Consider the following 26,552-nt stretch of genomic DNA (forward strand, 5'->3'; position numbering starts at 1 on the left):
CGCGCCGGGCCTCAGTCCCTTTACTCACTCCTCGCTGCCTTCCCCTAGTTCATCCACCGCTTGTCGTTCGGATCTCGAGGATTTCGCTTCTCGTCGTCGAGGTCCACGTAGCGTCCGCTGGAGTCGATGTTCACGTCGCGGCCCTGGTTACGCATGTACACCTGGAACTTCTTTGCAGCGCGGCGACGCTTGGCGCGATACCAGGCATTCCGCCAGCCGAAGATCGTCTCGCTGGCGAGGAAGCGTACGCCGCGCTTGGGAGTGAAGCGGATGTAGAGGAAGCCGGCCAGTGCAACGCACAGCACGGTCACGGCGCTGAAGCGGTCGCCACTGATCAGGGACATCGCGAGATAGACCAGCAGGTAGATCGCTGCGAGATGCCGCGCTTTGACGCTGAGGACGAACATCAGCTGCAGCGGCTGGTCAGGATAGAAGCGCGCATAGGCAAGCAGGATCGCCATGACCGCAGGCCACATACCGGCGGTCGCGCTCGCTCGCGAGATCCACGCGCCCTGGGCCCCGAGCAGCACCGCGATTACGCACGCCAGCGCGCCGCCCGCGATCGTCGAGACGAAGAAGTACTCGGCCAGCCAGCGGCCGCCAAGGTCATCTTCCAGCACCGAGCCGAAGAACCAGATGGAAAGCAGAGCAAAGATGGTGCCGATCAGGCCGAAGTTGAGGAACGAGTACGTAACCGGCTGCCACAGCATAGGGATGACGTGCGCCGGACTCAGCGAGAAGAGCTCGACGACGGTACCCGCAAACGCCGGCGCGGCGAGCCCGAGTACAGCGAGTGCGAAGTAGACGATAACTGCCGCCAGCACGAGCTGTCGTGTCACGCCACGAAACGCCGGCAGAGCCAGCATCACCGGACCATTGGATCGGAAGGCCATCGGCTTCGAATCTTTCCGCGCAATTTTCTTGCGGTCAAGTAACCGCTCTCATCTCGCGCTGCGTCATATTGACGCGAAGTCCGAGCCCGGCTAGAACTAAGAGCGAGCTGCCCGAACGTCTGGCTCCATGGTACAAGGGCGCCGCGCAACCTCACGAACAGGAGTGGGTTATGTCAGTTGTCTGTCCCGAGTGCGACAATCCGTTGGTTGTCGATGTCGATGACGTTGAAGAGGGTGAAGTCGTCACATGTGATGAGTGTGGCACCGACCTCGAGATTGTTTCGGTCGATCCCCTGCAACTCGCACCCGTAGATGACGAGGGCTACGACGATGACGACTATACTGAGGAGGAAGATGACGAAGACGAGTAGTACCCCTATGCAGCACCTCACCTGGACCCTGAAGGGCCGGGCTTTTCTGTTTGCTCTCGTTCTGTTGCTGATTCCGGCCATGGCGCAGGCCGCGGCCAGCCCGTTTGTGCCCGCAGCCGCTGAGCCAGCGCAACGCGTCGTCGATGGCAGCGTTATCGACGGAAATGACAAGCCGGTCTCCGGCGCTGTGGTGTACCTCAAGGATTCGAAGACGCTCGCGGTGAAGAGCTACCTGACCGACGATGCTGGGCACTTTCGTTTCGGCGAGCTTTCCCAGACTGCCGATTACGAGATCTGGGCACAGTTCAGCGGCATCAAATCCAAGTCGAAGACCATCAGCTCGTTCGACAACCGCAACGATTTTCACTTTCAGCTCAAGATCACCAAGTAGACAAAATCGCTCTTGCGGCGACAGGCCCACGCTCAGCGCGTGGGCCTTCGCTTTTGTGTGGTCGCGCTGCAAAGCGAAGATCAGGCGAAGTACAATCGTCGCAGCGCACGAAGGCTACCCGCCATGGCCGACGCCCTCCCAACTACCGATCTCTTCACGCACCTGCACATCGACCTGAACAGCTTCTTCGCTTCGGTCGAGCAGCAGCTGCACCCCGAGTACCGCGGCAGGCCGACGGCTGTTGTCGGTGGCCCCATTGCGGACACCGCCACGCTCATCGCCGCCAGCTATGAGTGCAAGGCCGTTGGGGTGAAGACCGGCACCAAGGTGGGCGAGGCGCGCACGAAGATCCCGGAGATCATCCTCGTCAATGGCAATCACAGCGTCTATGCGGAGTATTCGCACAAGATCTCCGCGGCGGTGGAGCGCGTGTGCCCGGTCGCGCACACGCCTTCGATCGACGAGATGGTGTGCGAACTGATGGGCCGCGAGCGGCAGCCTCCCGCAGCAAGGAAGATCGCGCTTGCGATCAAGCAGGCGATCAAGGAGGACGTCGGCGAGACGCTGAACTGCTCCATCGGTATGGCGCCGAATCGCTACCTCGCCAAGATCGCAAGCGACATGCAGAAGCCCGATGGCCTCATCGGCCTGCTGCCTTCGCAGCTGCCGCGAGCCATCGCGCACCTCGAGCTGCGCGACCTGCCCGGCGTGGGCGCGCGCACGGAAGAGCGGCTCAACGCAAAGGGCATCCGCACGATGCCGGAGCTCCTCGCGCTCGATCGCAACGGCATGCATACGCTTTGGGACTCCGTCTGGGGCGACCGGCTGTATCACTGGCTGCGCGGGCATGACACCGGAGACGATGGCGCGCCTGTCGCCAGCGACCTGCAGAAGTCGCTGGGACATTCGCATGTGCTGGGGCCGGAGCATCGCTCGCAGGATGGAGCCTGGGCCGTCGCGCACAAGTTGCTGCACAAGGCAGCAATGCGGCTGCGCATGGAGCACTTTCACGCGGCGTCGATGGCGTTGACGATCAAGTACTCGCTCACGCGCGAGCAGGCGCAGGCGGTGTCGTCGCGCGGCGGCTACAGTGAAGACGAGGGCCCGGCGGTATCACCGGCGCGTGCCCGGGTGAAGAAGCACAGCTCCGGCATCACGCAGACCGGCTGGGGCATGGAGGCTCGCTTCCGTCACTCCAACGACACCCTGACGCTGCTCGAGGTCCTGCGCGGTTTGTGGGCGCAGCGGCCCAACGGAGCAGAGCATCAGAAGCCGTTCTTCGTCGGCGTGACCCTGCGCAACCTCTTGAACGATGAGGATGTCCCGCAACGCCTCTTCGCAGAGCCGGGGCATCGCACCGAGCTCTCCGCGACGATGGACAAGCTCAATCTCAAGTACGGCCACACCACGCTGCACTTCGCCGGAATGCTGCCCGCACGGGAGTCGGCGCCGACGCGGATTGCGTTCACGCAGATTCCTGTTCGCTATGGCGTGGACTATATGTAGAGCGAGCTCTCCCGCGCGCGATGTAAATTGTTCGCGAGGACTCTACGCATGGTTCGCGCACGCTCCCGGCTCATCCTTCTTGCAGCAGCAGTGTCTCCGGCAGCATTACTGTTCGCACAGGCGCCCTCTGCCTCACCCAATCCTGTGCAGGGGACCGCACCGCAGCCCGGCACCGCGGATCATCCGCCCCGGCCGTCGTTTCCTGTGCGTGATCCTCATGGGCCGGGCTTCGTCACCGCGACAGAGCTTCCTGATGGCACTCTGCCTTCGCCAACATTGGACGGCGACTTCATCATCGGCCCCACGCATGAGCCTGCAGCGGAGGCGAAGGTCTCTCCGGCGGTACCGCACGGTACCATCACCACCTTCACGATGACGTCTGCCGATAGCCGCTACTATCCCGGCATCGCTCGCGAGCCGTATACCTTCGGCAAGCCGGATCCGAGCGAGCCGTCGCGCATGATCGTCGCGACGAGCCATCCTGCTCCCTGGACGCGAACGGTGACGGTATACGTGCCGCAGCAGTATGTGTCAGGTACCGAGGCGCCGATCCTCGTAGGCGCCGATGGACCGGACAAGCTGCTCTTCACCGTGCTCGACAACCTCATCGCGGAGCACAAGGTGCCGGCGATGATTGCCATCTCCATCCAGAACGGCGGTGGCGATGCGCAGGGCTCGGAGCGTGGGCTCGAGTACGACACCATGAGCGGCAAATACGCCGAGTGGGTGGAGCACGAGGTCCTGCCGCGCGTGGAGACGCAATGCCTCGTCAAGCTCACGCACAACCCCGACGGCCGCGCTGCCATGGGCGGAAGCTCCGGCGCGGCGGTCTCGCTCATCATGGCGTGGTATCACCCTGAGTGGTACCACCGCGTGCTCAGCTACTCGGGAACGTTCGTGAACCAGCAATGGCCATGGAACCCCGCACTGCCGCACGGCGCGTGGGAGTTCCATGAGAAGCTCATTCCGTCTTCGCCCGCCAGGCCGATTCGTATCTGGATGGAGGTGGGCGACAGAGATCTGCTGAACCCCAACGCCATGCGCGATGGCTTCCACGACTGGGTCGATGCGAACGAGCGCATGGCGAAGGTTCTCAAGGCGAAGGGGTATCACTACCAGTTCGTCTTTGCGCGCAACGCGGGGCACACCGATCATGCGACCAAGGAGCAGACGCTAGCCGAGGCGCTGGAGTATGTCTGGCAGGGCTATCGGTGAGGAACGAGAGGCTCGCTAACTCTCCGGCACCACTTCGCAGTCCTCGTTCACCAGCCGTTTGGCCGCAACGCTCTCGTCTACCACGATGGTCTCGGCGATGCGGTCATGGACGGTCTGGCGGTTGCGGTTGATGAAGTACTGGACGAAGCCGAAACCGCCTTCGAGGAACGAGGCTCCGTAGCCCAGGGCGCGCTCGGTGGACTGCCACCAGCCGACCTCGTGATGAGTCAGCGAGAGAACGCGGATCTTCATGAACTTCTTGCCGATCGTCTGCCCGTTGCCCACCTTCAGCGCGATGGCAAAGTAGAGCGTCGCCTCGATAAGCTCTTCGATCTCGTGGACGAACTCCACGCAGAGCGACCAGAAGTTGATCGGACCTTCTGCCCCGTGGTGCTTGCCGTGGATGCCGAGGAAGCGCTTGGCGACGTAGATGACGGCGAAGTCGATGGCGATCGCCCAGAACCGCTGCTTGAAGCTGGCCAGCTGCAGGCCGCTGAGTGCATCAAAGCGCGCCGTCTCGTGGGCGTGAAAGTGCCTCGTCTCCCGAAGCTGCTTGGTCCATTCCGGCATGGAAATAGCTTAACCCGGAAGGTTGATGACCTCACACGGAAGTGCGTGGTATACTAGGTCCAGCGTCAAGTGTAGACGCTGGACGTCGCGGGCAGATGACTCCCGAGTGGATTCGAGTCTGGCCAGAGACCGCGACTGTCAACTTCCCGGCTCATGTAGTTTGCGAGGCGGGTTGCTCTGGCTAGATGGCCCTTCACCGGAAGATGGCCTCGCCGTGCAGCAGCGTTTGCTTTTCATGACCCGGGCTAACGACCCACAGGCAATGCTGAACACCGAATCCAAGCCCCGTCAGGCACTCAGTGCCGACGATGCGACCGGCTGCATTCCTTCTTGTTCGTTTACTTCTTCTAAAGGAAATCCTTGTCCACGCTTACCCTCGATTCAATCCTGAACCCTGCCCCTCTTGAGCCCACCCGTACCGTCACTGCGACGGAAAACCCCGGGCTCCAGTTCACGGATTTCAAGATCTCCGACTCCCTGAAACAGCGCCTGACCGCTGCCGGCTACAAGACGCCGACCCCTGTCCAGGCAGGAGCCATTCCTCCCGCCCTCGAAGGCGAAGACATCCTCGCCACGGCCTCCACCGGCACCGGCAAGACCCTCAGCTTCCTCATCCCGATGATTGAGCGGCTCGAGGACATCTCTGACCCTTCCAACCGCGCCAACAAGACCCCCATCCTCGCGCTCATCCTGCTGCCGACGCGCGAGCTCGCCATGCAGGTGCTGGACCAGTACCACAAGCTTTGCCCGAACCTGAAGAACGACGCTGTGCTCGTCTGCGGCGGTCTCAGCGAGAACACGCAGCTGGAGCAGATCGCTCGCGGCCCGCGCGTTATCGTCGCGACCCCCGGCCGTCTGGAAGACTACCTTCGCCGCCGCGCCGTCAAGCTCGGTGACGTCGACATGCTCGTCCTCGACGAAGTGGATCGCATGCTCGATATGGGCTTCCTTCCCGCGATCCGTCGCATCGTGGGCGCGCTCCCCAAGGACCGCCAGACGATGTGCTACTCGGCCACGCTGGACGAGAACATCAAGCAGATCGTCAAGGACTACGTCAGCAAGCCGGTCCGCATCGAGATCGGTCAGACCTCAAAGCCCTCCGATCGCGTCGAACTCCGCGTGTACACGGTCATGCAGGACCAGAAGCTCTCGCAGCTCGACAAGATGCTGGGTGAGGAAGAGGGGACGTACCTCGTCTTCTCGCGCACCAAGCACGGCGCAGATCGTATCGGCCGCAAGCTGGAAAAGCTCGGCCACCAGGTGGCGATCATTCATGGCGATCGCTCGCAGTCGCAGCGCTCGGCAGCGCTGAAGTCCTTCTCGACCGGCCGCAGCCGGGTGCTCGTCGCGACCGATGTGGCCGCGCGTGGCATCGACATCCAGGACATCGCGCACGTCGTGAACTACGACCTGCCGAATGCCTCCGACGACTTCGTGCACCGCATCGGCCGCACGGGCCGCGCCGGCAAGAAGGGTGTTGCGTCGACCTTCGTCACTCCGCTTGAGAAGAAGGACACGCTGAAGCTGGAGCGCGAGCTGAAGATCAAGTTCCAGTGGATCGAAGCCGACAAGAACCTCGCGAAGGAAGAGCGTAACAGCCCCATCGACCTCGGCACTGCAGCGGGCAAGGCGGGTATGGATGACCTGCTGAAGCTCGAGTCGCGCTCGTGGCGTTCGGGCGAGTCCGTTCCCCACACGCACAGTGAGCAGCACCCGCGTGGCTCCGATGCAACGCACGGCCGTGCTCATTCGGGCCGTCCGGGCGGACGCGCTCACGGCAGCTCCAGCCGCTCCGGCAACGGTGGCGGTCGTCGCCGCCGTCGCTCGTAAGCACTGGAAGAACGTTTCGGCCGCGGGAACCGCGATGCTCACGCATCAGGTTCTCGCGGCTGATCTTTTTTAATACGGCATCAGGCGGTACGACGGTTGGACCGAAACTGGTTGCGGCGCGACCGTACCCGCAGCAGCATGCTGGCCAGAATCATGTAGCGGCGAGACTCCTCAATCGGCCACCGTGCAACCGAGCGAAGCATCATGCGCAGCGCGCCCGGCTGCTTCAGCTCGCGCATCATGATGGCAGCTTCTGACTCCAGGCGGCTGGAGACGCGGAGTTGATGCGGCAGGCGCTTCCACGCCGGTAAGGCCGGGAGAATGTCCCGCTCGAGCACGTCGAGGTAATAGCCCAGCGCCCGCAGAGCATTATGGGTGCGTGACTCGCAATGGACCCGGTACAGCGTGGTGATCTCCGGCGAGCCCACGAACACAGCCTTCGCCTTCGCAAGCCGAACCCACATATCCCAGTCCTGCGCGTTGGAGAAGTAGCTGTCGAACCCTCCCAGCGCGAGGATGCGGGAACGCCGCAGAGCCATGGCGCTCGTCAGGATCGGGCAACGCTCCATCAACAGCCGGGCAACCTTGGTTTCGTCCGGGAAGGGAAGTGCATCCGCCAGGACGAACTGTCCCTGCGCCGAGTCCATTCTGCGCTCCATCACGTAGCGTCTGACCCGCCCATAGACCGCATCGGCATCAGGCCGGCGCTGGATGGCCGCAGCCAGGCATTCCAGGTGGTTTGGCTCCCAGATGTCGTCGTGATCCAGCAGCGCAACCCACTCGGTCTTCGCGAGCGAAATACCGAGGTTCCGCGCCGCCGACACGCCTTGATTCGCGGTGCGGTGGAGGTGCACCGCTGCTCCGAAGCTCTCCGCGATCGCAGCGGTAGAGTCGCTGGAGCCATCGTCGATTACGATGAGTTCGGCTATCGGGTAAGTCTGATCGAGCGCACTTCGAAGTGTCGCGGCGAGATAGTTTTCGCCATCGAACACGGGGACTACAACAGTAATGGCAGGAGCGGTCATCGCTAGTCTTGCTTCTTGCAGCGTGAGCCGCGAGTCACGCGCTCCTGCCGTTGTGATTTGGATTTATATCGCTACGGGAACTCCGACGGCCAACCAGGCCGGCCCGGTTACAGGAGCTTGGAAAGTAGTCCCCCGAGCATGCCCTGCTCCGGAGCGGTACCGTTCTGCACGAAGTGCGACATTACGAGCGGGAGCACGGTCGACATCACCTGCTGCGCGACCTCGGGCGATACGCCCGCCTTGGCGGCAGCGGCTTCCAGCAGTCCCGTGCCACTCAGCCCGGCCTGCACCTGGTCGGGGCTCAGCGCCGGAGTCTGGCCGTTCTGCATGGCATCCACGTGATCGCCCAGGCCGTTGTTGCGAAAGTTATCTACCACCGCACCCAGGCCGCCCGGGTGATTGTTGAGCGCTTCCATCAGGCCGCCCGCCACCTTCATCGTGTCGTTTCCGCTGCCAGTCATCGCCTGCGCAGCCATTCCTTCGAGGGAATCCAAAAGCCCCATATCTTGCCTCTCAATCGGTCGTGATCCCGGAGTTCACAACACCTTACCACCTGCGATAGAGGACAGCGACCAAATTGCACCGTGACAGCCGATAGGCGTCCGCCCCGACTAGAATGTCGTCATGAGCAAGACTGTGATCTCCTCCTCCGGCGCGCCCGCCGCCATAGGCCCCTACTCGCAGGCCGTACGCGTGGGCGAAATGATCTTTACCTCCGGCCAGGTGGCGCTGGACCCAGCCACAGGAGCCATCGTGGAAGGCGGCATCGAGGCGCAGACCGAGCGCGTCGTCGCCAACCTGAGCGCTGTTCTCGCCGCCGCTGGCCTGGACCTCTCGCACGTCATCAAGACCACCGTCTTCCTGAAGGATATGGGCGACTTCGCGGCGATGAACGCGATCTATGCGAAGGCCTTTGCGCCGGAGGGCGTCGTTCCTCCTGCACGCTCCACGGTGGAGGTGGCTCGGCTTCCCAAGGACGCCCTCGTCGAGATCGAGTGCATCGCGCAGAAGTAGCTTGCCTGTAGCCGGAAGTCGCATCTCGACTCTCGTCTCCCGCATCTGTAGCTGTAAGGAGATCCATTATGTCTGAGACTTCCGGCAACATCCCGCAGACGCCCGCCAAGGTCCTCAAGACCGAGGCCGAATGGCGCGCGGAGCTCACGCCTGAGCAATACAACGTTCTTCGCGAGAAGGGTACCGAGCGTGCCTTTACCGGCAAGCTCTACAGCAATCACGACGACGGCATCTACCATTGCGCCGCCTGCAATGCCCCGCTCTTCAAGTCGGATACCAAGTACGACTCCGGCTCCGGTTGGCCCAGCTTCTGGGAGCCCATCTCGCCCACCGCAGTGGTGCTGCATGAAGACACCAGCCACGGCATGCGCCGCGTAGAGGTCACCTGCGCCACCTGCGGCTCGCACCTCGGCCACGTCTTCCCCGACGGCCCCCGCGAGACCACCGGCGAGCGCTACTGCATCAACTCCGCTTCGCTGGGCTTCGAAAAGAAGTAAGCCCGCAGGGTTTGGGACCGATCTTTGCTGGGCCATTCGCCGGGCTCGCAGCCGCACGTTCTCATCCGTTGCAAGGACACGCTCGTGGACTCTTGTACGTCTCATCAGCCTGCCGCGGAGAATATCCGCACTGGAACAGTACGTGCCTTCGCCGCCTTTGCGGTGAAGGCCGTCCTGCTTACAGCCTCCGCTTTAGCGCAAGCCTCGGCAGCAGCGCAACAGCCTCAGATCCCCGACGCTCCTGAGCCCGCACAACATCGCGTGCAGTCCGGACAGGCGCTCGACTGGGACGCTGCCGTGCTCGCCAGGGTGCCGCCAGATCCTCTCTTCCACCACGATCCTCTATCGCCGGTGCTCGCCCCGCTCGATGCCCAGCTCACACGTTTGCATGAAGCCGAGAAGCTCAGCTTCAGCGCCACCTACACGCTGCTGAACCAGTACGCCACCGCCACGCCCGCAGGTGTGCGCCACGACTGGGGCACGGGCCGCTTCGATCTCAACGGTGGCTGGAAGGCGTGGGACCACGGTGGCTCGGCGGGTTCGTTCAGCCTGCTGGTACGCTCCGGTACCAACCTCGGCGTCAGCGAACAGTTCAACCTCAGCGACAGGATTGGTTCGGCTCTGTACCTCAACTGCCTGCCTGGCGGCGGAGCGCAGCAGCCCATCTCGCTCAACGTCCTCTACTACCGTCAGGACTTCTGGCAGAAGAAGATGGCGTTCTACATCGGCAAGATCCATCCGAACGAGTTCGTCAGCCTGAGCATGTACAACAACGACGAGCGCACGCAGTTTCTCAACGGCGAAAACGACGGCAACCTCACCATCAGCTCCGATGGAGCGTACGCCGGCGGAGCCGCGCTGGAGTACCAGGCGACCGAGCATTTCTTCGTGCACGCAGTCACCGTCGATACCGAAGGTTCGCAGCAGACCGGAATCAAGACCCTTGCCGATCGCAAGTACATGAACGCGATTGAGGTGGAGTGGAAGGAAGGCGCGCCCACGCAGCAGAATCACGTCTTCCGCGCCTCGCTATGGCGTGATGACACTGCGAAACGCGGCAGCGGGCATGGCGTGGGCTTCGCTGAGGACTGGGAGTTTGCAAGCGGCTGGGTCGCCTTCAGCCGCCTCGGCCTCGCGACGGACAAGGGCACGTCGATTCGCCGCGTCATCAGCCTGGGGGGCGCGAATATCCGCCCCTTCGGTCGCCGCGGCGATATGTTCGGCGCGGCAGTCGACCTCACCGAGCCCAGCTACGGCGCGGGCGGCCTGCACCATGAGGCGCTCTTCGAGACCTTCTACCGTGCGCGGCTGACGAAGAGCTTCGAACTCGGCCCCGACCTCGAGGTCGATGTTCATCCGACCTATGCCAGGAAGGAATACACAACGGCCTTGATTGGCGCCCGGGCCCGCATCATCTTCTAGTCAGAAAGCCAAAAACGGCAACACGAAAAGACGGCCGGTGGGCCGTCTTTTGCTTTGTCTTTTGTTTGCCTGATCTTTATCGGAATCCTCTGGAAGAGATCCGGAGGACCGAACAGCCCGGAGGAATCCGGGCCAAAGGCCGCTTACGCGGCCTTGGTAACCTTGCCGCCCTTGATGCAGCTGGTGCAAACCTTGACGCGCTTGCCCTGGCCAGCGACCAGTGCCTTTACCGACTGAAGGTTCGGGTTCCAACGACGCTTGGTGACGTTGTGCGCGTGCGAGATGTTGTTACCGAACTGCGGACCCTTGCCGCAAATTTCACATACCTGTGCCATGACCAGATCTCCAATTCAAAACTTATTCAAGGCATGATCTGGATTCGATCCGACCACGCGGTACGCATTTCTTCTCGGCTGGAACGCGGTAGAACCGCGGACACATCTCTTCCAGTCCGATATCCCGTTCTCACATATCTGGAGGGGGAATGGTAGGCACGATTGGATTCGAACCAACGACCTCTACCGTGTCAAGGTAGCGCTCTAACCAACTGAGCTACGCGCCTGCAATGCGTACACCTCAGTTTAGCGCGGAATTGCGTTTTGCGGCAAGCTCACGCGAGGTTGTTCTTTCACTCTTTCTTTCGGCCCGCTGAAGCGGGAAATAAAAGCGGGCACCACCGCCGCTGGCCACCATTTGCCAGCGGACGGCATGCCCGCCCTTCAGGAGATTCTGGGGATTGCCGCTCTGTGCCCCCGCCTGCGTTTCCAGGTCTTCTACTACAGAGCAACGCCCTCCGCCGAAGCGGTCGTCCTGGCATGCCTAGACCGCGCTGGTAAGCTGCGACCCGATGTTGCTGAATGCATTCTTGATCTTCGTTGTGACCGTGTTGAGTGACAGTATGGCCGAGAGCCCGATGAGTCCCGCGACCAGGGCGTACTCGATCAGGTCCTGGCCGTTCTCCTCGATATAAAAAGAAACCATTCGGTCCCATCCAAGAGTCAGAGGTACTGCAAGGTGCATCATGTGTCTCCTTCGGCATGTGGGGGTGCCGTGGGGCAATTTCGTTCGTGAGACGAGGATATGTGGGGGTGTCTCCATGACAAATGACACGTTGGTTGCACCATGCTGCCCCTCGCGCTCCAAGAAAAAAACCACCGGGGGATTCCCGGTGGTTTCATGTCCCAACGCGCTCATCTTGGCGTCAGGTCTCAGCAGAAGGGAAGTTGACGGCGGCAGACTGCCTTGTGATGGATGAAGACCACCAGCCGCCCAGGCTGCGCTGCCAGCGCATGTAGCTTGTGTGCCGAAAGATCGTGGCACTCGTTCGGCGAGATCAGTCCATCGTTCTCGATCGAGCTCACGCGATAGACCGTGGCGGCATCGTCATAGCTGCCACATTGCTGAATATGCGTTGCGGTTGAGTTCACGATCAACGCAGTGGCCTGCATCGGGACCTCAACGCGAAGCTCGCCGCGTGCAGCCGCCGTAGCGTCGGGGATCACGTGGAAGGTGTTGCACTGGCTCAGGCCTTCACGGCACTGCACCTCAACGTAGTCGGCGCTTACCGGTCGCGCTGTGTTCGCATCCAGCACCTGCAGCGTGATGATGCGCAGCGGCGTCGGCGTCACGGCCGACATCATCGCCGGTTGCAATGCGAGCAGTGCCACAGCCGTCACGCGGAGAGCCTGTGAGCTGCTGCGCAAGACGCGCTGCGTCCAACCGGCAAGAGACGAGTTTGAACGTTCCAAGATGGCCTTGAGAGAAGTCATCCGCTGATACCTCCTCCGGAGAAGTAACGCTTCTCGCTGGAAGTCAGATGGGCGCGGAGCCCTTATATTTCGCGGGAAGCAGGCACCGTCTTCGTTCGGCGAGTCCTGCGTGCCTCCGTCTGGCACAACATGCTGTGACGGGTGCAAGCGCGGAATGTTGACATCTATAAAGATGTCCGCCTATGCAGGATGGCTTCAGAAAGTTGCTCGAGAGAAGTGCGGAAACACAGAGGGATGACGATTCGGAAACGTGTCGCCGAAGAGGTGAATCGCTTGCGCGACAGCGCTCGTCTATTGTTCGCGCTACGGCGCGGAGGCCGCGATCTCGGAACCCTGCGTCTGCACCTTGCGCATCGTGATCCACGCATACTGTGCGGCTGACATCGGTGCCAGCACAGCGATGAAGCGCAACAGCAGCCACACCGCGCGTTCCAGCCCTGGAATGTGCACCACCTGCCCCGTCATGATCGTCAGCACAACTACGATCTGCACCGCGGTGTTCCACTTGCCCAGCCAGCTCGGTGGGAAGTCGCGCAGCACGTTCGTCACATAGAGCAGTGTGCAGATCAGCAGGATGCCGAGATCACGGCTGAAGACCAGCACGGTGACGTAGCGTGGGATCAGGCCCACGTGCGTCAGCACCATGAAGAGTGTGCTCAGCAGCAGCTTGTCGGCGATGGGATCGAGGTACTGTCCCAGACGCGTCGCCTGGCCCAGCCGGCGCGCTGCGATGCCATCGAAGGCATCGCTGGTGCCAGCGATCCAGAGCAGCAGGAACGCCATCTTCCAGTGGTTATCGAGAATCTCGATCACCAGAAATGGAAGTGCAAAGAGCCTGACCATCGTGAGAAGGTTGGGTGTCGCACGGACTTGTCGAAAGACGGTCAAGAGAAGCAGTGAGCGAACCCGCACGCCGCCGGCTTCGCCGGCAGTGCTTCACGTTGGCTATGCTCGCCACCGCGCTTGGAGTCCGTCTTCAGAGGATAAGGCAGTTTGCCGCTGACTGCCGAACAAAGAAACGCGTTGACTTGCTGATCGCTCGCACTTGGACTCAGTCGAGATTCTTTTCAAAGACCTCAGACGTCTTCACGCGCGCATAGCCATCGCGTAGATAGAACTGGTGCGCTCGCTCACGGGTGCTGCGCGACGTGACGCGTACTCCGCTGACGCCCTGCTCCCGCGCCCAGTCCTCGGCCGCGCGGCACAGCGCCCGTCCCGTCCCCTGGCTGCGCTGCGTCGCGCTCACCACCAGTCCGCCGATCAGTGCCGTATCGGGATACTGCAGATGGCGCATCATCGAGACTTCGATCCAGCCAACGACCTTCGCCGTGGAACTCACCCCCTCGCAGGCCACGATGACGGCCTGGGCCGGGACCACGCCGGGGTTCGCCGCGGCGATGGCGTTCATTGCGGTCAGCCGGTCGATCCATGCCTGAATCTCGTCCGGAGTGCGCTCGTAGCCCAGATCGCCAGACAGTACGGCAACTTCAGCGGCATCCTCCAGCCGGATCGGCCGCAGGTGCAGGGAGGAGGCAGGGGAAGGGTCCATCTGTTTATCGTAGCTGGCTATCGTAGCGGGGCAAGCACCGGTTGCCGGGCGATCTACCCAGCCGGAATCACCGGGGACGCGCCCCGAAGCCCAACTCAGACCGAAACGGTCTTGCTTCCCGGCGAGCCCCGGTCGTACACTAAGTACGGCAGAATCGGCGCAATCCCTGCGCACGAGGCGTCCCAACCCCCCATGCTGCGACTGACCAAAAAAGCGGATTACGGGCTGATGGCCCTGAAGTACCTGGCAGAGCAGAGTCTCGTGTCCGGCTCGGCCGTCGTTGCGCAGTCTGCCAAGGACGTAGCCGAGGCGTATCACATTCCGCCGCAGCTCCTCGCCAAGATCCTCCAGACGCTGGCTCGCGCCGGCATTCTGGTGTCGCACGCAGGTGCAAACGGCGGCTATGCGCTGGCCCGTCCGGCATCGGACATCAGCGCCTTCGAGGTCATCCGCGCCATCGATGGCCCGTTGTTTATTACAAGCTGCATCACGATCCACGGAACCTGCGACCTCGCAGGCCACTGCACCATCAAAGAACCATTGCGGAAGGTCAACGACTCCATCACCGAGCTGCTCTCAGGCATTCACATCTCGGATCTGGTCGAGCCTTCTGAGGCTGTTGCGTCGGCTATCGGTGGCGGCCTCGTAAGCATCGCTCTCTAAGCACTTCTCCGCGGGCGGAAACGCTCCGCCCCTCGAATTTCGTATCTAGCACCTTTGCATCTGGAGCAAACGACCATGGCTGAAACACTCGGAATGAACATCACGCAGAGCAAGGAGCCGCTCCCGGCTGGCGTAACCCTGCCCATCTACATGGACAACCACGCGACCACGCCGCTCGATCCGCGCGTGCTCGAAGCCATGATGCCGTACCTCACGGGCATCTTCGGCAACGCCGCCAGCCGCAACCACAGCTTCGGTTGGGAAGCGGAGCGCGCCACCGACAAGGCCCGCGAGCAGGTCGCGAAGATCATCGGCGCCTCCGCCAAGGAGATCATCTTCACCTCCGGCGCCACCGAGTCCAACAACCTCGCCATCAAGGGCATCGCGGAGATGTACCGCGAGCGCGGCAACCACATCATCACCCAGGTCACCGAGCACAAGGCTGTCCTCGATACCTGCAAGAAGCTCGAGAAGCAGGGCTACCGCGTCACCTACCTGCCCGTGCAGGCTGACGGCCTCATCGACATCGAAGACCTGAAGCGCGCCATGGACGACCAGACGATTCTTGTCTCGATCATGTACGCGAACAACGAGATTGGCGTTGTCCAGCCTATCCGCGAGATCGGCAAGCTCTGCCATGAGAAGGGCGTGCTCTTCCACACCGATGCCGTGCAGGCCGTCGGCAAGATCCCGGTCAACGTCATCGACGACAACATCGATGTGCTCTCGCTCAGCGGCCACAAGATCTACGGCCCCAAAGGTGTGGGCGCGCTGTATGTTCGCCGCCGCAACCCGCGCGTGCAGATCGCCGAGCAGATCAACGGTGGCGGCCACGAGCGCGGTATGCGTTCCGGCACCCTCAACGTCCCCGGCATCGTCGGCCTCGGCGCTGCAGTCGAGATCTGCCAGAACGAGATGGCTGCAGAGGCTGTGCGTGAGGTCGAGCTGCGCGACTACCTCCGCGCCAAGCTCGAGGCCGCTCTCGATTACACCCAGGTCAACGGCAACATGGACCACCACCTGCCCGGCAACCTGAACATCAGCTTCATCTATGTGGAAGGCGAGAGCCTGCTGATGGGCATCAACGACATCGCGGTCTCCTCGGGTTCGGCCTGCACCTCGGCCACACTGGAGCCCTCGTACGTGCTCAAGTCCCTCGGCCTGGGCGATGATGTCGCGCACAGCTCCATCCGCTTCGGCATCGGCCGCTTCAACACGAAGGAAGAGGTCGACTACGTGGCGGACAAGATCATCTCCGTCGTTCAGCACCTCCGTGAGCTCTCGCCCCTCTACGAGATGGTCAAGGAAGGCATCGACCTGACCAAGATCGAGTGGGCTGCTCACTAGGAGACTGAACCACCTCCGGACTCAGGGCGAGCCGTGTGCTCGCCCTGCTTTATTGATTGCAAGAAGCGCGTTCGGTAGTAAGGTGTTCGTGTGAGACAAGAGGCGCAAAGGCGAAATCCGGAATTGTACGATGCCCCCGCATATAGCGTCGTTCAAGCGGCGCACTATGTCGGTTTGCCGACTGCGACCCTCCGCGATTGGGTCGGTCCTCGCGGCCTCATCATGACCCCGAAGCCTAAAAACCTCTCCTTCAATAATCTCGCGGAGGCGCATGTCTTGCGCGCTATGCGTCGCCACCACAAACTCCCTATGCAGGGGATTCGCAAGGCGCTAGAGCAACTAGCGCTCATTCACGGTACCCCTCATCCACTGCTTGATGAGTCGTTCCGTACCGATGGCGTTAGCCTCTGTATCGAAGAAGAGGGGCGCGTGGTGAATTTGACCCGGAAGCTGCAAACAGAGATGCGAGAGTTTGTTGACCTGTACTGCGATCGCATTCAGCGCCAAGATGGTCAAGCGGCGAAGCTGTATCCATTTATCAAGAACGAATCTGCCGACGCACCTCGTCACATCAGCATCAGCCCCGTGATTGCATTCGGTCGGCCGGTGCTTGCCGACACAGGTATCTCAACCGCCGTGATTGCGGGTAGATTTATGGCTGACGACTCGATTACGGATTTGGCTCAAGAGTATGCAGTGGAGATAGGCGCGCTTGAGGATGCCATTCGATGGGAGATGCTCAAGGGCAAGGCTGCATAGAGCAGATCGTCTTCTTTCTAGATGAAAATCACTGCGGGAATAAACACCTTCACGCTGTGTTTCAGGAATTGAAGATTGATTACGAAAAGCACACCGACCACTTTCCTCGCGGAATCGAGGATACGGTGTGGCTTCCAATCGTTGCCAAGCACGGATGGATCGTCCTCACGGCGGATGCGCGCATCCGCCTGAATGCGCTAGAACGGCAAGCGATTAAGCGCAATAAGCTGAGGTTCTTCTACTTTTCGCGGAACGACTTCGGCGGAGCCGAAATGGGCACCATCCTCAGAAGGGCGCTTCCTAGGATGGTAGAACTTAGCCAGACGCAAGCTCCCCCATTCGCAGCTTCCATCTCCAGGAACAGCGACGTCACTCTACGCGACACTTCAGAAGATCTGTAGCGGTCGCATCCATCTTAGGACTGAACCAGCTATCCGCTCCCCCCAGATCGCATCTCAACTGCTGTGACTACACCCTGCCCCTGCGGCAGGGTGTAGTCTTTTTCACTCAAGAGCGAGACAATAAACAGCCTATGCCGAAGTCAGACAGCACCCACGAAGCCAACTCCCTCGTCGATCCCATGCCCGAGCACTTCGGCGATGACGCGGACCATCTGACGCCGCTCGAGAACGCGCGCCTTGCCTACGAGAACAAGGACTTCATCGACTCGCCCGATGGCCGCATGCTGCGCATCATGGCCGAGTACTACGAGCCGCTCTCGCGTTTCCGCAAGGAGCGCATTCAGGACACCGTTGTCTTCTTCGGCTCGGCCCGGTTCCGTGCGATGGATGATGCCAGTCACGAGCTGGAGCTGCTGGAGAACAGCTACTCCGCCAAGGCCGCGCCCGAAGATCAGCAGCCCTCCCGCGACATGGAGAACGAGACCAGCGAGGTGAAGCGCAACCTCGCCGAGGCTGCCGTGGAGATGGCGCGCTACTACGAGGACGCGCGCAAGCTTTCGCATCTGCTCACCGAATGGACCATGAAGCTGCCGGGCCGTCGCAGCCGCTTCGTCGTCTGCTCGGGCGGTGGTCCCGGCATCATGGAGGCCGCGAACCGTGGAGCCTATGAGGCTGGCGGCAAGACCATCGGCCTCAACATCAAGCTGCCGTTTGAGCAGATGCCGAACCCCTACATCACGCCTGCGCTCAACTTCAACTTCCACTACTTCTTCATGCGCAAGTACTGGTTCGCGTACATGGCGAAGGCGCTGGTGGTCTTTCCCGGCGGCTTCGGAACGCTGGATGAGATGTTCGAGATCCTTACGCTCGACCAGACCCACAAGCTCGCGAAGAAGATCACGATCGTCATCTACGGCTCGAGCTACTGGAAGAACGTGATCAACCTCGAACTGCTCGCGGAGAAAGGCGCCATTGCGATCAAGGATCTCGACCTCTTCCAGTGGGCCGACACGCCCGAGGATGCCTTCCGCATCCTCAAGGATGGCCTCACGCGCAACCATCTCTCGGAACCCACCGCCGGTGACGCACAGGTGCCCGACACTCCCGACGCCAACATCCAGGCGTTGCTGGGGCCGGACATCGCCAAGACGCTATAGCTGCTGTAGCGAGAGATTGAGGCCGCATTGGCGATGAGTGTCATCGATCATCTGCTGCACGAATCGCCCGTGGGCACGCTGTTGCTGGTCAAGAGCGATGGCGTACTCAGCGGCCTCTATCTTGAGCAGCACCGCCATCCGCCGAAAGAGCCCATCGGGCCGCGGGTGCTGCATGGCTTCGAAGAGGTCACGCGGCAGCTCGACGAGTACTTTGTCCGGCAACGCACGGAGTTCGATCTTCCGCTCGCACCGAAGGGAACACCCTTCCAGCTCAGCGTCTGGAAGATGCTGCAGAGCGTTCCCTACGGCGAGACCTGGAGTTACTTGCAGCTCGCGCAGGCGCTCAACATGCCGACGGGAACGCGGGCGGTGGGCGCCGCCAATGGCCGCAATCCGATCTCGATCATCGTTCCATGCCATCGCGTCATCGGCGCGGATGGAAGCCTCACCGGATACGGTGGCGGCCTTGAACGTAAGCAGTATCTGCTCAATCTTGAAGGCGCGTTGCTGCGTCCACCTCGGCTCGCGTTCTAGTGATACAACTCGCCGAAGTACACCGCGTGCGGTGGCATCGAGATATTTTCTACGCTCTCGAACAGCGCATCCGGCGAAGAGATGATCCTGCGCATCGCGTAGTAGCGGATGTGCAGTGGCTTCAGATCGTCGGTGATGGAGAGCGTCAGCGGCGTGTCGCCGAGGTTGCACACGACGACGACGGGTAAAGCACCCACCGCGCCCGCGGGGGGCAACCGCACCCACACCAGCGCATTCTGCGCATCATGGTCGAAGATCTTCAGCGTGCCCGCGCGTAGCCCCGGATACCCACGGTGCAGCGCGATGAGCTTCTCGTAGAACTTCAGCAGCGAATGGGGATCGTGCTCTTCGACCGCCGCACTGCGCGTCGCGTCGACACTGGCTGCAATGTAAGGATCGCGCACGGTCGACGATGGAGCCGACCTCGAACTCGCCGCGGTCCCAGTGTTCATGCTGCTGAAGCCGCGCTGCGCATTGGGATCGAACGGCGCAGGTCCGGTGGGCTTGCGCGGCGGAGGCACGTAAGGAACGTACCCGCCGTACTGGTTCGGATCATAGGCAGGCTTCGGTGGCTCGGGCGCGGGATGAGCCGCAGCCTCCCTGGCAGCCTCTTCCGCGCGCTGGTCTTCGGGCTTCCAGCTCGCAGGCGTGATGTTGGTCGGCGTCCACTGCATGCGCACGTCCAAGTCTGTGCTCTCGATGCCTAGCTCCTGCCCGTAGAGCAGCGAAACGGCGCTCGACTGCGAGGTCAGCAGCATCGCTGCAATCGTGGCGTTCAGTCCCAGCGAGCGGTCCGCATCGTGTGTGGCAGATGCCGGAGCGAACACCATCGCCGAACGCGCTGTGTCGTCGGAGAAGAGCATCGGCGCCGGCGGGCTGGTCACCTCCTGCGCCGCCAGAAGCGACTGCCGCAGGGACGTTGCCAGGGCTGACGGCGAGTTGTCCTTGCGTGCCACCGAGTCGATGTCCACGGAGAGCAGGTCAGCGCCAGCGCCCCGTTCGCCAGCACCCCGTTGTCCGGCGCTACGCTGGCCGCGCAGCTGCGCAGCCACGGCGCTGCTCACCGACGCCAGCACCACACGTTCGCCCGGGTAACTCTTCGCAGCACTGCGAAGGCCCGCGATCGTGGACGCTACCTGAGCAGGATTGGCGTTGTCGGTGTCGGCCTCAAGTTCGATCCCCGCAGCTCCGCGCGCAAGCCAGGAGCGGCCATCGGCCACCGGGTTCGCTGCGGGATCGTTGCGTACGCCCACGATGACGCGGATGCGGCTCTGGCTCGCCGCGCTCAGCAGCGTATCGAGGCCTTCAGAGTCGTTGCGGTCGAACGGCGGCAGCAGCACAATCGCATCGACGCCCAGCGAGCGTATGTAGCTCATGCGCTCGGCGATGCCCTTCAGGTCACCCACGCCGTCGCCGGACGAGTCCTGAAAGCTGGTGGGCTGAATGCGATAGAACACCGCGCTGCGCCACCACGACTCGGCATTCATGCCCGAGCCGGCCCAGTTACGGTGCGCCAGCGTCTGCGCGCTCGACGCTGGAACGCAGCTCGCGGCACAGCTCAGTCCAAGTGCCAGCGCGGCCAGTGGCCGTGTCAGCGTCAACCAGTTCAGTCGGGCCGGCAATTCACGCCGGAAGAAGATCGGCATACAGGAAGCCATCGCGTTCAATAATTTCGCCACGATGTACTTCGATGCTACGCGAGAGCATGGGGCCATCGGTCACGAAGGTGTGGAACTCGCCCCGCTCACCGCAGGGATCCACGCTGGCTGGAAGTTCGTGGAGCAGGTCCGCATCAAACACGCGGCCCGCGAAGGTCCTGGCATCCACGCCAGGGAACGCGCGCGGATCCACACAGGTTAGACGCGCGCCGAGCCCCGCCGCGATCATCTCCCGGGCCAGCTGGTCCGTGGGAAGCAGCCAGCAGGGGAAGATGGGCTCGAGACCCGTGGGCGCCAGCCGCTCGATCCGATAGGCGCGAATGTCCTCGAGGAAGAGATCGCCAAAGGCCATGCCTCCGATGCCTTCACGCACCGCGCGCTCGCAGGCTGCAGCCATCTGCGCTTCGTAGATCTCGTTCGAGCATGGCCAGGGCAGAGGGATCTTCCACAAAGGAAGTCCCGCTGCCTCGGCCTGCAGGTCAAGCAGCTCTTCGCGAAAGCCATGCATGGCCACGCGGTGGAAGTGATCGTTGATGGTGGTGAGCAGCCCAACGACCTCGTAGCGGGAAGCGAACTCCTCGCGTGATCGCAGCAGGTGCAGCGCCCACGCGCTGTCCTTGCCACCGGACCAGCTCAGCAGAATCTTCTTCAATGCCACTTACTTCTTCGGCGTCGCCGAAGGCGGAAGGATGTCGTTCAGCCGCATATAGCCCGCCAGCTGCGAGTAGTGGTCTTCGAGGTCCGCTACCAGCTCGATCACCGCGCGGGCACGGGGAGCCTTGCCACCACGCCACGTAATCTGGTCGCCCAGCTTCGCATCCGTCGCCCCGGCCATGGCAGCATCGCAGAACTCGAACGATGCTTTGAGCGCCGCGACAAGTTCGTCCTTGGTTGCGGTCTCGGCAACCTTGGTGGCAGCCGGTGCGGGCATGCCGGAGATTGAGCCGCAGATGTTGCCATTGGAGCCAGCCAGGTGGCGAATGGCAGCGCCGAAGGTGAGCTGCGCCGGCGTCGGCTGGAAGCCGTACTTGTCCTCAGGCATCGCATCAGCCGCCGCTGCGATGAACTTCGCCTGCCGGTAGTAGATCTGGTCGGAGCTCCACATCACTGGGTTCTTGGTCTGGTCGGGCATGGCGGGCATCCCAGGCATAGAAGGCACGGACGGTACAGAAGGTACTGACGGCACCGAAGGAACGGATGGCCGTGATGGCATGGAGGGCATCTGCGCTACGGCTGGAATGGCAACCACCGCCGTAGCGGCAAGGAGGAGGGCGGAGCAGAGTTTCATCGGAGGTCTCCGGTGAGCAGGTGCGTTGGGATTGAATGTCCAGGTTCGGACTCGATTGTCCGCGCTGACCTGCCAGCATGTCCAGTGATTGCAGGCTGAAGTTGACCCGGCGGTTGCACGCCATCAGTACGAAGGGTGCCATCGATGGCGCACAGGGGCCGCCTTGTGTACCGCGCCCGGATGCGGGGTAGCGGGCAGCCCGCACTTCTGGTACTGCATCGTACCCGGCAAGCAGCTCAGAAATCATTTCAGCACAACGTCTTCAACGCACTTCGCCGGAGGATCCCGTGGGACGTGTCAGTGTAGTCGTGTCTTCAGCTGTGTCTTCTTCGCTTGTCTTGCTCGCAATGGCCCTGCAGACTCCCACCTGCCGTGCAGAAGCGCCGCGCTCTGACGGGCCGGCTCCGCTCACCGCTCTCCCTGCCTACCCGGTTGACCGGGTAGATCCCTTCTCCCCCGAAACTCCATCGCCCGGTCCGGCCGCGCCCGTCGAGGGCTACGCGAACGGCTATGCGATGGGCGGCATGGGACAGGCCTCCGGCTCCGTGCGAGGTTCAAAGCCCTTTTCGACCGTCGCCGTCGGAGTCAAAGCAGGAGTCACTGGCGTGGGCTTCGATATCGCCACCCCGCTGGCGCGCAAGTTCAACCTCCGTGCTGGAGGAACATTTCTTGGCTACACGCTGAATGTCAAAGAGGATGGGATACCTGTAGCGGCTCACCTGCTGCTGCGCACGGGCACTGTGGGCGTGGACTACTTCCCGTTTGGTGGCGGCTTTCACATCAGCCCGAGCTTCACCTTCTACAACGGCAACCACATCAACGGAACAGCGACGGTACCCGGCGGCAACGTCATCACGCTCAATGGTCAGGACTACACCAGCGATCCCACGAATCCGCTGCACGGCGACTTCAGCATGGTCTTCGGACGCAGGACCGCGCCCGGCGTCACGATTGGCTGGGGCAACATGATCCCGCGTAGCGGCCGGCACTTCTCGGTGCCATTTGAGATGGGTTTTGAGTACGTCGGCGATCCGCAGGTGGTGATCAACCTGTCCGGCAACGCCTGCCAGAACGGCGGCTGCGGGCCGGTCAACAGCGACCCATCATTCCAGGCCAATGAGGCCAAAGAACAGCAGCTGCTCAATGATGACATCAAGCCGCTGCGGTTCTTTCCTGTGATCTCGCTTGGGTTTGCGGTCAGGTTCTAGGTACTCTGCAACCGGTTGCAGCAACGGCAGGCCGGCTTCGGCCGTGACGATGCCTAGTTCGTGCCCAGGTAATTCCGGTACCGTGTCTCGACGACACCCGTGTTGCGCGCCAGCGTCAGCTTGGCCACGTTGTACTGGTAGAGAGCCTGCACCAGCTGCGAGTTCGCGCCGGCCAGCGTGGCCTCAGCGTCCACCACCGGAAGGTTGTCGTCGACACCTGCCTTGAAGCGGTCCCGCTCGTCGCTGAGCTCCTGCTCGGCGAGCGTCACATTGGAGCGCGCCACAGCGACCAGCTGCTTCGACGCTGTGACGTCGAGCATGGCTGTGCGGATCTGGGCGTCGATCGCGACGCGGAGGTCCTGCTCACGCTGGCGAAGTCCAATCATCTGCGAGTCGATGCTCTGCTGCTGCCCGCGCTGCGCAGCCTCGTGGAAGATCGGGAACTCCAGCGTGCCCTGCGCCACAAAGTCCCCGTGGTAGCTTCCCGTCGTCTGCCCGATGACACCGTAGTAGCCGCCGAAGGCGAGCGTCGGCAGCCGCTGGTACTTCACCGCGCGCAGCTCACGCGTGGCAAGCTGCATCTGTTCTTCGATGCCGAGATAATCCTTGCGATGGCGGAAGGCCGTGTCCTTGGCGCGATCGAGATCCATGTTGTCCAGCTCGTTGTACGGCACGACGTCCGTCAACTGGATCTCCTGATCGGCCGGCAGCCCCATGATGCGGTTCAGCTGGATGATGTCCTTGAGCAGCGTGCCTTCGGCTGCAGCTACCTGCTGCTGCCGCTGCTGGTACTCCACCTGCCCGCGCAGGGCGTCGAGGCGGATACCTACGCCCGCGTTCAGCTTCTGCGTAGCCTGGTCGAAGGTGCTCTTCGCGTCCGCCTCTTCGGCCTGGGTGTTGGCGAGGTTGGCCTGGTCGGAGAGCACGCGCAGGTACTGCGTCGCGACGGCCTGCACCACATCGCCCTCGGTGTTGAGAGCCTGCAGGTCGATGACCCGAACCTCGTTCTTCGAGGCCTTCAGCAGCTCAAGATCCGTCAGGTTGAAAAGTGTCTGGCTAGCGCTGATCTGCGCCTGCGTCACGTTGACGTGGACGATAGTCGGGAAGTCAGCCGGGTTGAGACCGAAGCTCGCGATCTCTGAAGGCTTGAAGCCCAGCGCTGCAAGGTTGATCTGCTGTGCGGCGGTCGAACCCGTCACGCGAAGGTTCGGGATCAGGGCTTCCACCAGGCTGCCAACGTAGCCGCGCACGGCCATCTGGTTGGCGCGGTCGTACTTCAGGTGCACATTGCGCTCAAGACCAAGGGCGATTGCGTCATCGATGGAGAGTCTTACCGGACCGGACGCCGCCTGCTCGATGGCGACACCCGGCGCGGGGGTCGTCGAAAGCTTCAACGAGAACTTCGATCCGGGATCGCGGGAGAGCTTCTCGTCCGCCATCGAAAGCTGCACGCTGGGGTCGTTGGGAAGGTTCTTATCGGCACGGGCGGCGGCCGCTTCGTCCTGCTGGACGATCGAGCCCGTGGAGGAGGAAGAGCCGCTCTGCGCCATCGCGGGCACGGCGGCGCCTGCGGTGGCCAGCACCGTCGTCAGCGCAAGAGATGTCCAGCGGGTCTGCAACGAACCATCAACTCCAATAGGGGGTCGGCACGCGGAGCTAAATCCGCCTACGCCTTTACAACTCTTTAGAGTGTGGCGGACGCCGTCGCGATGCGCAAATTTCGCCGCCGGCGCGTTTCCCGCGTGGAGCTACCGGCCCCATACGATTACATGGCGTGGAGCGTGCGGGCCGCGTCAGCCAGCGTCAGCTCGGTCGAGAGCTTCCATTCCGTCTTCTCTTCGTCCTCCTGCTGGCCAATCGTATGGAACAGAAGGGCATGGCCCCCGATGTGCACATGCGTCTCGGTGATCTGCCAGTGGCCGTTGCCCACCAGCCGGCGCTCCACCTGGAACGTCCCGCCCTGGTTCAGCCTGCCCAGCAGCCCCCAGCCGATGTTCACATCCTGGGAGAGTGCACCCTTCAGGGTGCGGATACGGTTCCCGTTCTTTGCGATGACCATCGTCCCGGCCATGGTGCCCATCACGCGGGCCTGCATGTCCGGTGGACTGAAGTTCGGATTGGGTATGAAGCTCAGCGTGATCGCATCAGCGTCCTGGCTCGAGATCGTCCAGAGAAAGGCATCCGGAAGCATCTTCAGCATGGCGCGCGCCTGGGCATCGTCGTGCTGGTCGTTGCGGTGAGCCTTGGCCTGCTCGCTGGGGCTGTTCACAAACTCGACGATGCGACGGGTCTCGGCCTCGGTCTGTGCGTCGTTCAGCGGCTTCCCACCCAACTCGAGCAACCGTCGCAGGCTTCCGTGCGGGGTTTCGATGGTCTGGTACACGGCGTCCTTGCCTGGCGTCCGGTCCTGATCGCGGTACGTCCACACCGTGTGGTCCGTGTTGCTGGCTTCCAACTCCGCCTCCACCGCCGCTCGCACGGCCTGGAGCGCTCCCGAGTCCGAACCCTGGCGTGCCGCCTGTACTGACCTTGTCCCTGGTCCAATGGCCAACGTAGCAGCCATCGCTATGCCGATTGCCAGGGCCAGGGGACGGCCCATCCTTTTCGCTTCGCCACTCATCCTGCTGGGCTTGGATGCGGCCATTGGCTCTGGGTTTGTGTCGTGTGGGGAAGGCAGGTTTACTCCTCCGGGATCACCTTGACGAAGATACCGTTAGGCAGCGTCGCTCCGCCGAGCAGATGTACGACGCCATCACGGACAAACCCCCGCAGCATCGTCGGTTTCCCCGGCTGCGGAGGCGGGGCTGAACGAGACGGACTTGCCGCCGGCCGGGACGCAGCGGCCGGGGCCGCAGCTGTTCCTGAAGACGATACAGACCGTGCCGGAGCCGCCGGCCGAGGCGAAGACGCCGGGCCCTCCGGGTTGCGACCCATCGCCTTGTCCATCGCCCGGTTCGCGAGCCCATCGGCGACCTTGTTCTTGTGCCGCAGCGCATGCTGAATCTCGAAGCGGTCGAGCTTGCCGATCCTGCGGCGCGCGTCCTCCCACATGGGCTTCAGGTCCGGCGAGTTGACCTTGTACTTCCCCTGGATCTGGCGAACCATCAGCTCAGAGTCGGAGATGACACGTAACTTGCTGTGCCCATTGGCCTCCGCCCACTCCAGCGCGGCCAGCAGGGCAGAGTATTCAGCGACGTTATTGGTCTTGACGCCAATGAACTCGCTCAGTTCGGCGAGCCGTTCGCCGTTCTCGGCTTCGACCACCACGCCATAGCCTGCCGGGCCCGGATTGCCGCGCGCGCCGCCATCCGTGTTGGCGGTCACCCAGCCCGAGGACGCTCCGCCCGGGCTGCTGGAGGAGGACGATGATTTGGCACTGCTGGCGAAGAGGGAAGGGGTGCTGCCGGACATGTTCCCGAGCATACTTCACCCGCGCTTCCCTGGGCGAGAACTGGGTTTTTGGGACTCGGCAAACGTTAGCCTCG

At 62.4% G+C, this 26,552-nt stretch carries 30 protein-coding genes and 1 tRNA gene; 15 read left to right on the forward strand and 16 right to left on the reverse strand.

The genetic code is table 11. The features are described from left to right. Positions 1–44: 44 nt before the first annotated feature. The gene (locus C4S68_RS14560; protein ID WP_103933822.1) at positions 45–893 is read right to left on the reverse strand and encodes a rhomboid family intramembrane serine protease; all 849 of its coding nucleotides are present in this window, start codon (positions 891–893) and stop codon (positions 45–47) included. Between the two features lie 170 nt (positions 894–1,063). Here C4S68_RS14560 and C4S68_RS14565 point away from each other — a divergent pair, with 170 nt between their 5' ends. The 4 genes from C4S68_RS14565 (at position 1,064) to C4S68_RS14580 (ending at position 4,376) form a co-directional block, all read left to right on the forward strand. Beyond that, a complete protein-coding gene (locus C4S68_RS14565; RefSeq protein WP_103933823.1) occupies positions 1,064–1,264 on the forward strand; it encodes a hypothetical protein in 201 nt (66 codons plus the stop codon). Further along, a complete protein-coding gene (locus C4S68_RS14570; protein WP_160115167.1) occupies positions 1,248–1,655 on the forward strand; it encodes a carboxypeptidase-like regulatory domain-containing protein in 408 nt (135 codons plus the stop codon). Before C4S68_RS14565 ends, C4S68_RS14570 begins: the two co-directional genes overlap by 17 nt. Positions 1,656–1,778: 123 nt before the next feature. Further along, positions 1,779–3,161 carry a DNA polymerase Y family protein gene (locus C4S68_RS14575; protein WP_103933825.1) on the forward strand — a complete coding sequence of 461 codons (1,383 nt, stop codon included), beginning with the start codon at positions 1,779–1,781 and terminating at the stop codon, positions 3,159–3,161. A 48-nt stretch (positions 3,162–3,209) separates the two neighbouring features. Then, positions 3,210–4,376 carry an alpha/beta hydrolase gene (locus C4S68_RS14580; RefSeq protein WP_103933826.1) on the forward strand — a complete coding sequence of 389 codons (1,167 nt, stop codon included), beginning with the start codon at positions 3,210–3,212 and terminating at the stop codon, positions 4,374–4,376. Positions 4,377–4,391: 15 nt separating this feature from the next. Here the strand turns inward: C4S68_RS14580 and C4S68_RS14585 are convergent, their stop codons facing one another. Next, positions 4,392–4,946 (reverse strand): RDD family protein, encoded by a 555-nt coding sequence (locus C4S68_RS14585; protein WP_103933827.1) that lies wholly within the window; start codon positions 4,944–4,946, stop codon positions 4,392–4,394. Between the two features lie 360 nt (positions 4,947–5,306). Between C4S68_RS14585 and C4S68_RS14590 the strand changes: the two genes are divergently transcribed. Beyond that, the gene (locus tag C4S68_RS14590) at positions 5,307–6,776 is read left to right on the forward strand and encodes a DEAD/DEAH box helicase (RefSeq protein ID WP_103933828.1); all 1,470 of its coding nucleotides are present in this window, start codon (positions 5,307–5,309) and stop codon (positions 6,774–6,776) included. An 80-nt stretch (positions 6,777–6,856) separates the two neighbouring features. Here C4S68_RS14590 and C4S68_RS14595 read toward each other — a convergent pair whose 3' ends face one another. Next, positions 6,857–7,801, reverse strand: a complete 945-nt coding sequence (locus tag C4S68_RS14595; RefSeq protein ID WP_103933829.1) for a glycosyltransferase family 2 protein — start codon at positions 7,799–7,801, stop codon at positions 6,857–6,859. 107 nt (positions 7,802–7,908) lie between these two features. Next, positions 7,909–8,304 carry a YidB family protein gene (locus C4S68_RS14600; RefSeq protein WP_103933830.1) on the reverse strand — a complete coding sequence of 132 codons (396 nt, stop codon included), beginning with the start codon at positions 8,302–8,304 and terminating at the stop codon, positions 7,909–7,911. A 121-nt stretch (positions 8,305–8,425) separates the two neighbouring features. Between C4S68_RS14600 and C4S68_RS14605 the strand changes: the two genes are divergently transcribed. The 3 genes from C4S68_RS14605 (at position 8,426) to C4S68_RS14615 (ending at position 10,734) form a co-directional block, all read left to right on the forward strand. After that, positions 8,426–8,815 carry a RidA family protein gene (locus tag C4S68_RS14605; protein WP_103933831.1) on the forward strand — a complete coding sequence of 130 codons (390 nt, stop codon included), beginning with the start codon at positions 8,426–8,428 and terminating at the stop codon, positions 8,813–8,815. A 68-nt stretch (positions 8,816–8,883) separates the two neighbouring features. Then, positions 8,884–9,312: a peptide-methionine (R)-S-oxide reductase MsrB gene (msrB, locus tag C4S68_RS14610; protein WP_103933832.1), complete on the forward strand. Its 429-nt coding sequence runs from the start codon at positions 8,884–8,886 to the stop codon at positions 9,310–9,312. Between the two features lie 84 nt (positions 9,313–9,396). Continuing rightward, positions 9,397–10,734 (forward strand): carbohydrate porin, encoded by a 1,338-nt coding sequence (locus C4S68_RS14615; RefSeq protein ID WP_235011612.1) that lies wholly within the window; start codon positions 9,397–9,399, stop codon positions 10,732–10,734. A gap of 143 nt (positions 10,735–10,877) precedes the next feature. On the opposite strand, the gene rpmB is transcribed toward C4S68_RS14615, so the two are convergent. From rpmB to C4S68_RS14645, 6 genes are all read right to left on the reverse strand, one after another. Then, positions 10,878–11,069: a 50S ribosomal protein L28 gene (gene rpmB / locus C4S68_RS14620; protein ID WP_103933833.1), complete on the reverse strand. Its 192-nt coding sequence runs from the start codon at positions 11,067–11,069 to the stop codon at positions 10,878–10,880. A gap of 150 nt (positions 11,070–11,219) precedes the next feature. Further along, a tRNA-Val gene (locus C4S68_RS14625) sits at positions 11,220–11,296 on the reverse strand. A 257-nt stretch (positions 11,297–11,553) separates the two neighbouring features. Beyond that, on the reverse strand, positions 11,554–11,715 hold the full coding sequence (locus C4S68_RS14630) for a Flp family type IVb pilin (protein ID WP_103933834.1): 162 nt from the start codon (positions 11,713–11,715) through the stop codon (positions 11,554–11,556). A gap of 227 nt (positions 11,716–11,942) precedes the next feature. After that, positions 11,943–12,503, reverse strand: a complete 561-nt coding sequence (locus tag C4S68_RS14635; RefSeq protein WP_103933835.1) for a hypothetical protein — start codon at positions 12,501–12,503, stop codon at positions 11,943–11,945. 303 nt (positions 12,504–12,806) lie between these two features. Next, positions 12,807–13,415 (reverse strand): CDP-alcohol phosphatidyltransferase family protein, encoded by a 609-nt coding sequence (locus C4S68_RS14640; RefSeq protein ID WP_268807288.1) that lies wholly within the window; start codon positions 13,413–13,415, stop codon positions 12,807–12,809. 139 nt (positions 13,416–13,554) lie between these two features. After that, positions 13,555–14,052 (reverse strand): GNAT family N-acetyltransferase, encoded by a 498-nt coding sequence (locus C4S68_RS14645; protein ID WP_235011614.1) that lies wholly within the window; start codon positions 14,050–14,052, stop codon positions 13,555–13,557. Positions 14,053–14,244: 192 nt separating this feature from the next. Here C4S68_RS14645 and C4S68_RS14650 point away from each other — a divergent pair, with 192 nt between their 5' ends. From C4S68_RS14650 to C4S68_RS14675, 6 genes are all read left to right on the forward strand, one after another. Further along, positions 14,245–14,715, forward strand: a complete 471-nt coding sequence (locus C4S68_RS14650; protein ID WP_103933837.1) for an RrF2 family transcriptional regulator — start codon at positions 14,245–14,247, stop codon at positions 14,713–14,715. Positions 14,716–14,790: 75 nt separating this feature from the next. Beyond that, entirely contained in the window at positions 14,791–16,062 is a 1,272-nt protein-coding gene (locus tag C4S68_RS14655) for an IscS subfamily cysteine desulfurase (protein WP_103933838.1), read from the forward strand. Between the two features lie 222 nt (positions 16,063–16,284). Beyond that, the gene (locus C4S68_RS14660) at positions 16,285–16,821 is read left to right on the forward strand and encodes a DUF433 domain-containing protein (RefSeq protein ID WP_146072153.1); all 537 of its coding nucleotides are present in this window, start codon (positions 16,285–16,287) and stop codon (positions 16,819–16,821) included. Continuing rightward, the gene (locus C4S68_RS14665) at positions 16,791–17,222 is read left to right on the forward strand and encodes a PIN-like domain-containing protein (RefSeq protein WP_103933840.1); all 432 of its coding nucleotides are present in this window, start codon (positions 16,791–16,793) and stop codon (positions 17,220–17,222) included. Before C4S68_RS14660 ends, C4S68_RS14665 begins: the two co-directional genes overlap by 31 nt. Before the next feature lie 179 nt (positions 17,223–17,401). Next, positions 17,402–18,379, forward strand: coding sequence for an LOG family protein (locus C4S68_RS14670; RefSeq protein WP_103934125.1), 978 nt, complete (start codon positions 17,402–17,404; stop codon positions 18,377–18,379). A gap of 33 nt (positions 18,380–18,412) precedes the next feature. Further along, positions 18,413–18,913, forward strand: coding sequence for a methylated-DNA--[protein]-cysteine S-methyltransferase (locus C4S68_RS14675; protein WP_103933841.1), 501 nt, complete (start codon positions 18,413–18,415; stop codon positions 18,911–18,913). On the opposite strand, the gene C4S68_RS14680 is transcribed toward C4S68_RS14675, so the two are convergent. Genes C4S68_RS14680 through C4S68_RS14690 form a run of 3 tightly spaced genes read right to left on the reverse strand, consistent with a single transcriptional unit; the run spans position 18,910 to position 21,703 of the window. After that, positions 18,910–20,559: an alpha-amylase family glycosyl hydrolase gene (locus C4S68_RS14680; RefSeq protein ID WP_103933842.1), complete on the reverse strand. Its 1,650-nt coding sequence runs from the start codon at positions 20,557–20,559 to the stop codon at positions 18,910–18,912. The two genes, C4S68_RS14675 and C4S68_RS14680, sit on opposite strands and share 4 nt — an antisense overlap. Then, on the reverse strand, positions 20,537–21,229 hold the full coding sequence (locus C4S68_RS14685) for a Dph6-related ATP pyrophosphatase (protein ID WP_407641110.1): 693 nt from the start codon (positions 21,227–21,229) through the stop codon (positions 20,537–20,539). Before C4S68_RS14685 ends, C4S68_RS14680 begins: the two co-directional genes overlap by 23 nt. Further along, entirely contained in the window at positions 21,230–21,703 is a 474-nt protein-coding gene (locus tag C4S68_RS14690) for a DinB family protein (RefSeq protein ID WP_160115168.1), read from the reverse strand. It lies immediately after the preceding gene. Positions 21,704–22,206: 503 nt separating this feature from the next. Between C4S68_RS14690 and C4S68_RS14695 the strand changes: the two genes are divergently transcribed. Then, positions 22,207–23,067, forward strand: a complete 861-nt coding sequence (locus tag C4S68_RS14695; RefSeq protein WP_103933844.1) for a hypothetical protein — start codon at positions 22,207–22,209, stop codon at positions 23,065–23,067. 53 nt (positions 23,068–23,120) lie between these two features. Here C4S68_RS14695 and C4S68_RS14700 read toward each other — a convergent pair whose 3' ends face one another. The 3 genes from C4S68_RS14700 to C4S68_RS14710 all read right to left on the reverse strand — a co-directional run bounded on the left by C4S68_RS14700 (position 23,121) and on the right by C4S68_RS14710 (position 26,478). After that, positions 23,121–24,686 (reverse strand): TolC family protein, encoded by a 1,566-nt coding sequence (locus C4S68_RS14700; RefSeq protein WP_235011615.1) that lies wholly within the window; start codon positions 24,684–24,686, stop codon positions 23,121–23,123. 146 nt (positions 24,687–24,832) lie between these two features. Further along, positions 24,833–25,666: a hypothetical protein gene (locus C4S68_RS14705; protein WP_146072155.1), complete on the reverse strand. Its 834-nt coding sequence runs from the start codon at positions 25,664–25,666 to the stop codon at positions 24,833–24,835. Between the two features lie 80 nt (positions 25,667–25,746). Then, positions 25,747–26,478, reverse strand: a complete 732-nt coding sequence (locus C4S68_RS14710; RefSeq protein WP_103934128.1) for a ribonuclease HI family protein — start codon at positions 26,476–26,478, stop codon at positions 25,747–25,749. Positions 26,479–26,552 lie beyond the last annotated feature (74 nt).

The sequence above is a fragment of the Bryocella elongata genome (genome assembly GCF_900108185.1).
Taxonomy (GTDB): Bacteria; Acidobacteriota; Terriglobia; order Terriglobales; family Acidobacteriaceae; genus Granulicella; species Granulicella elongata.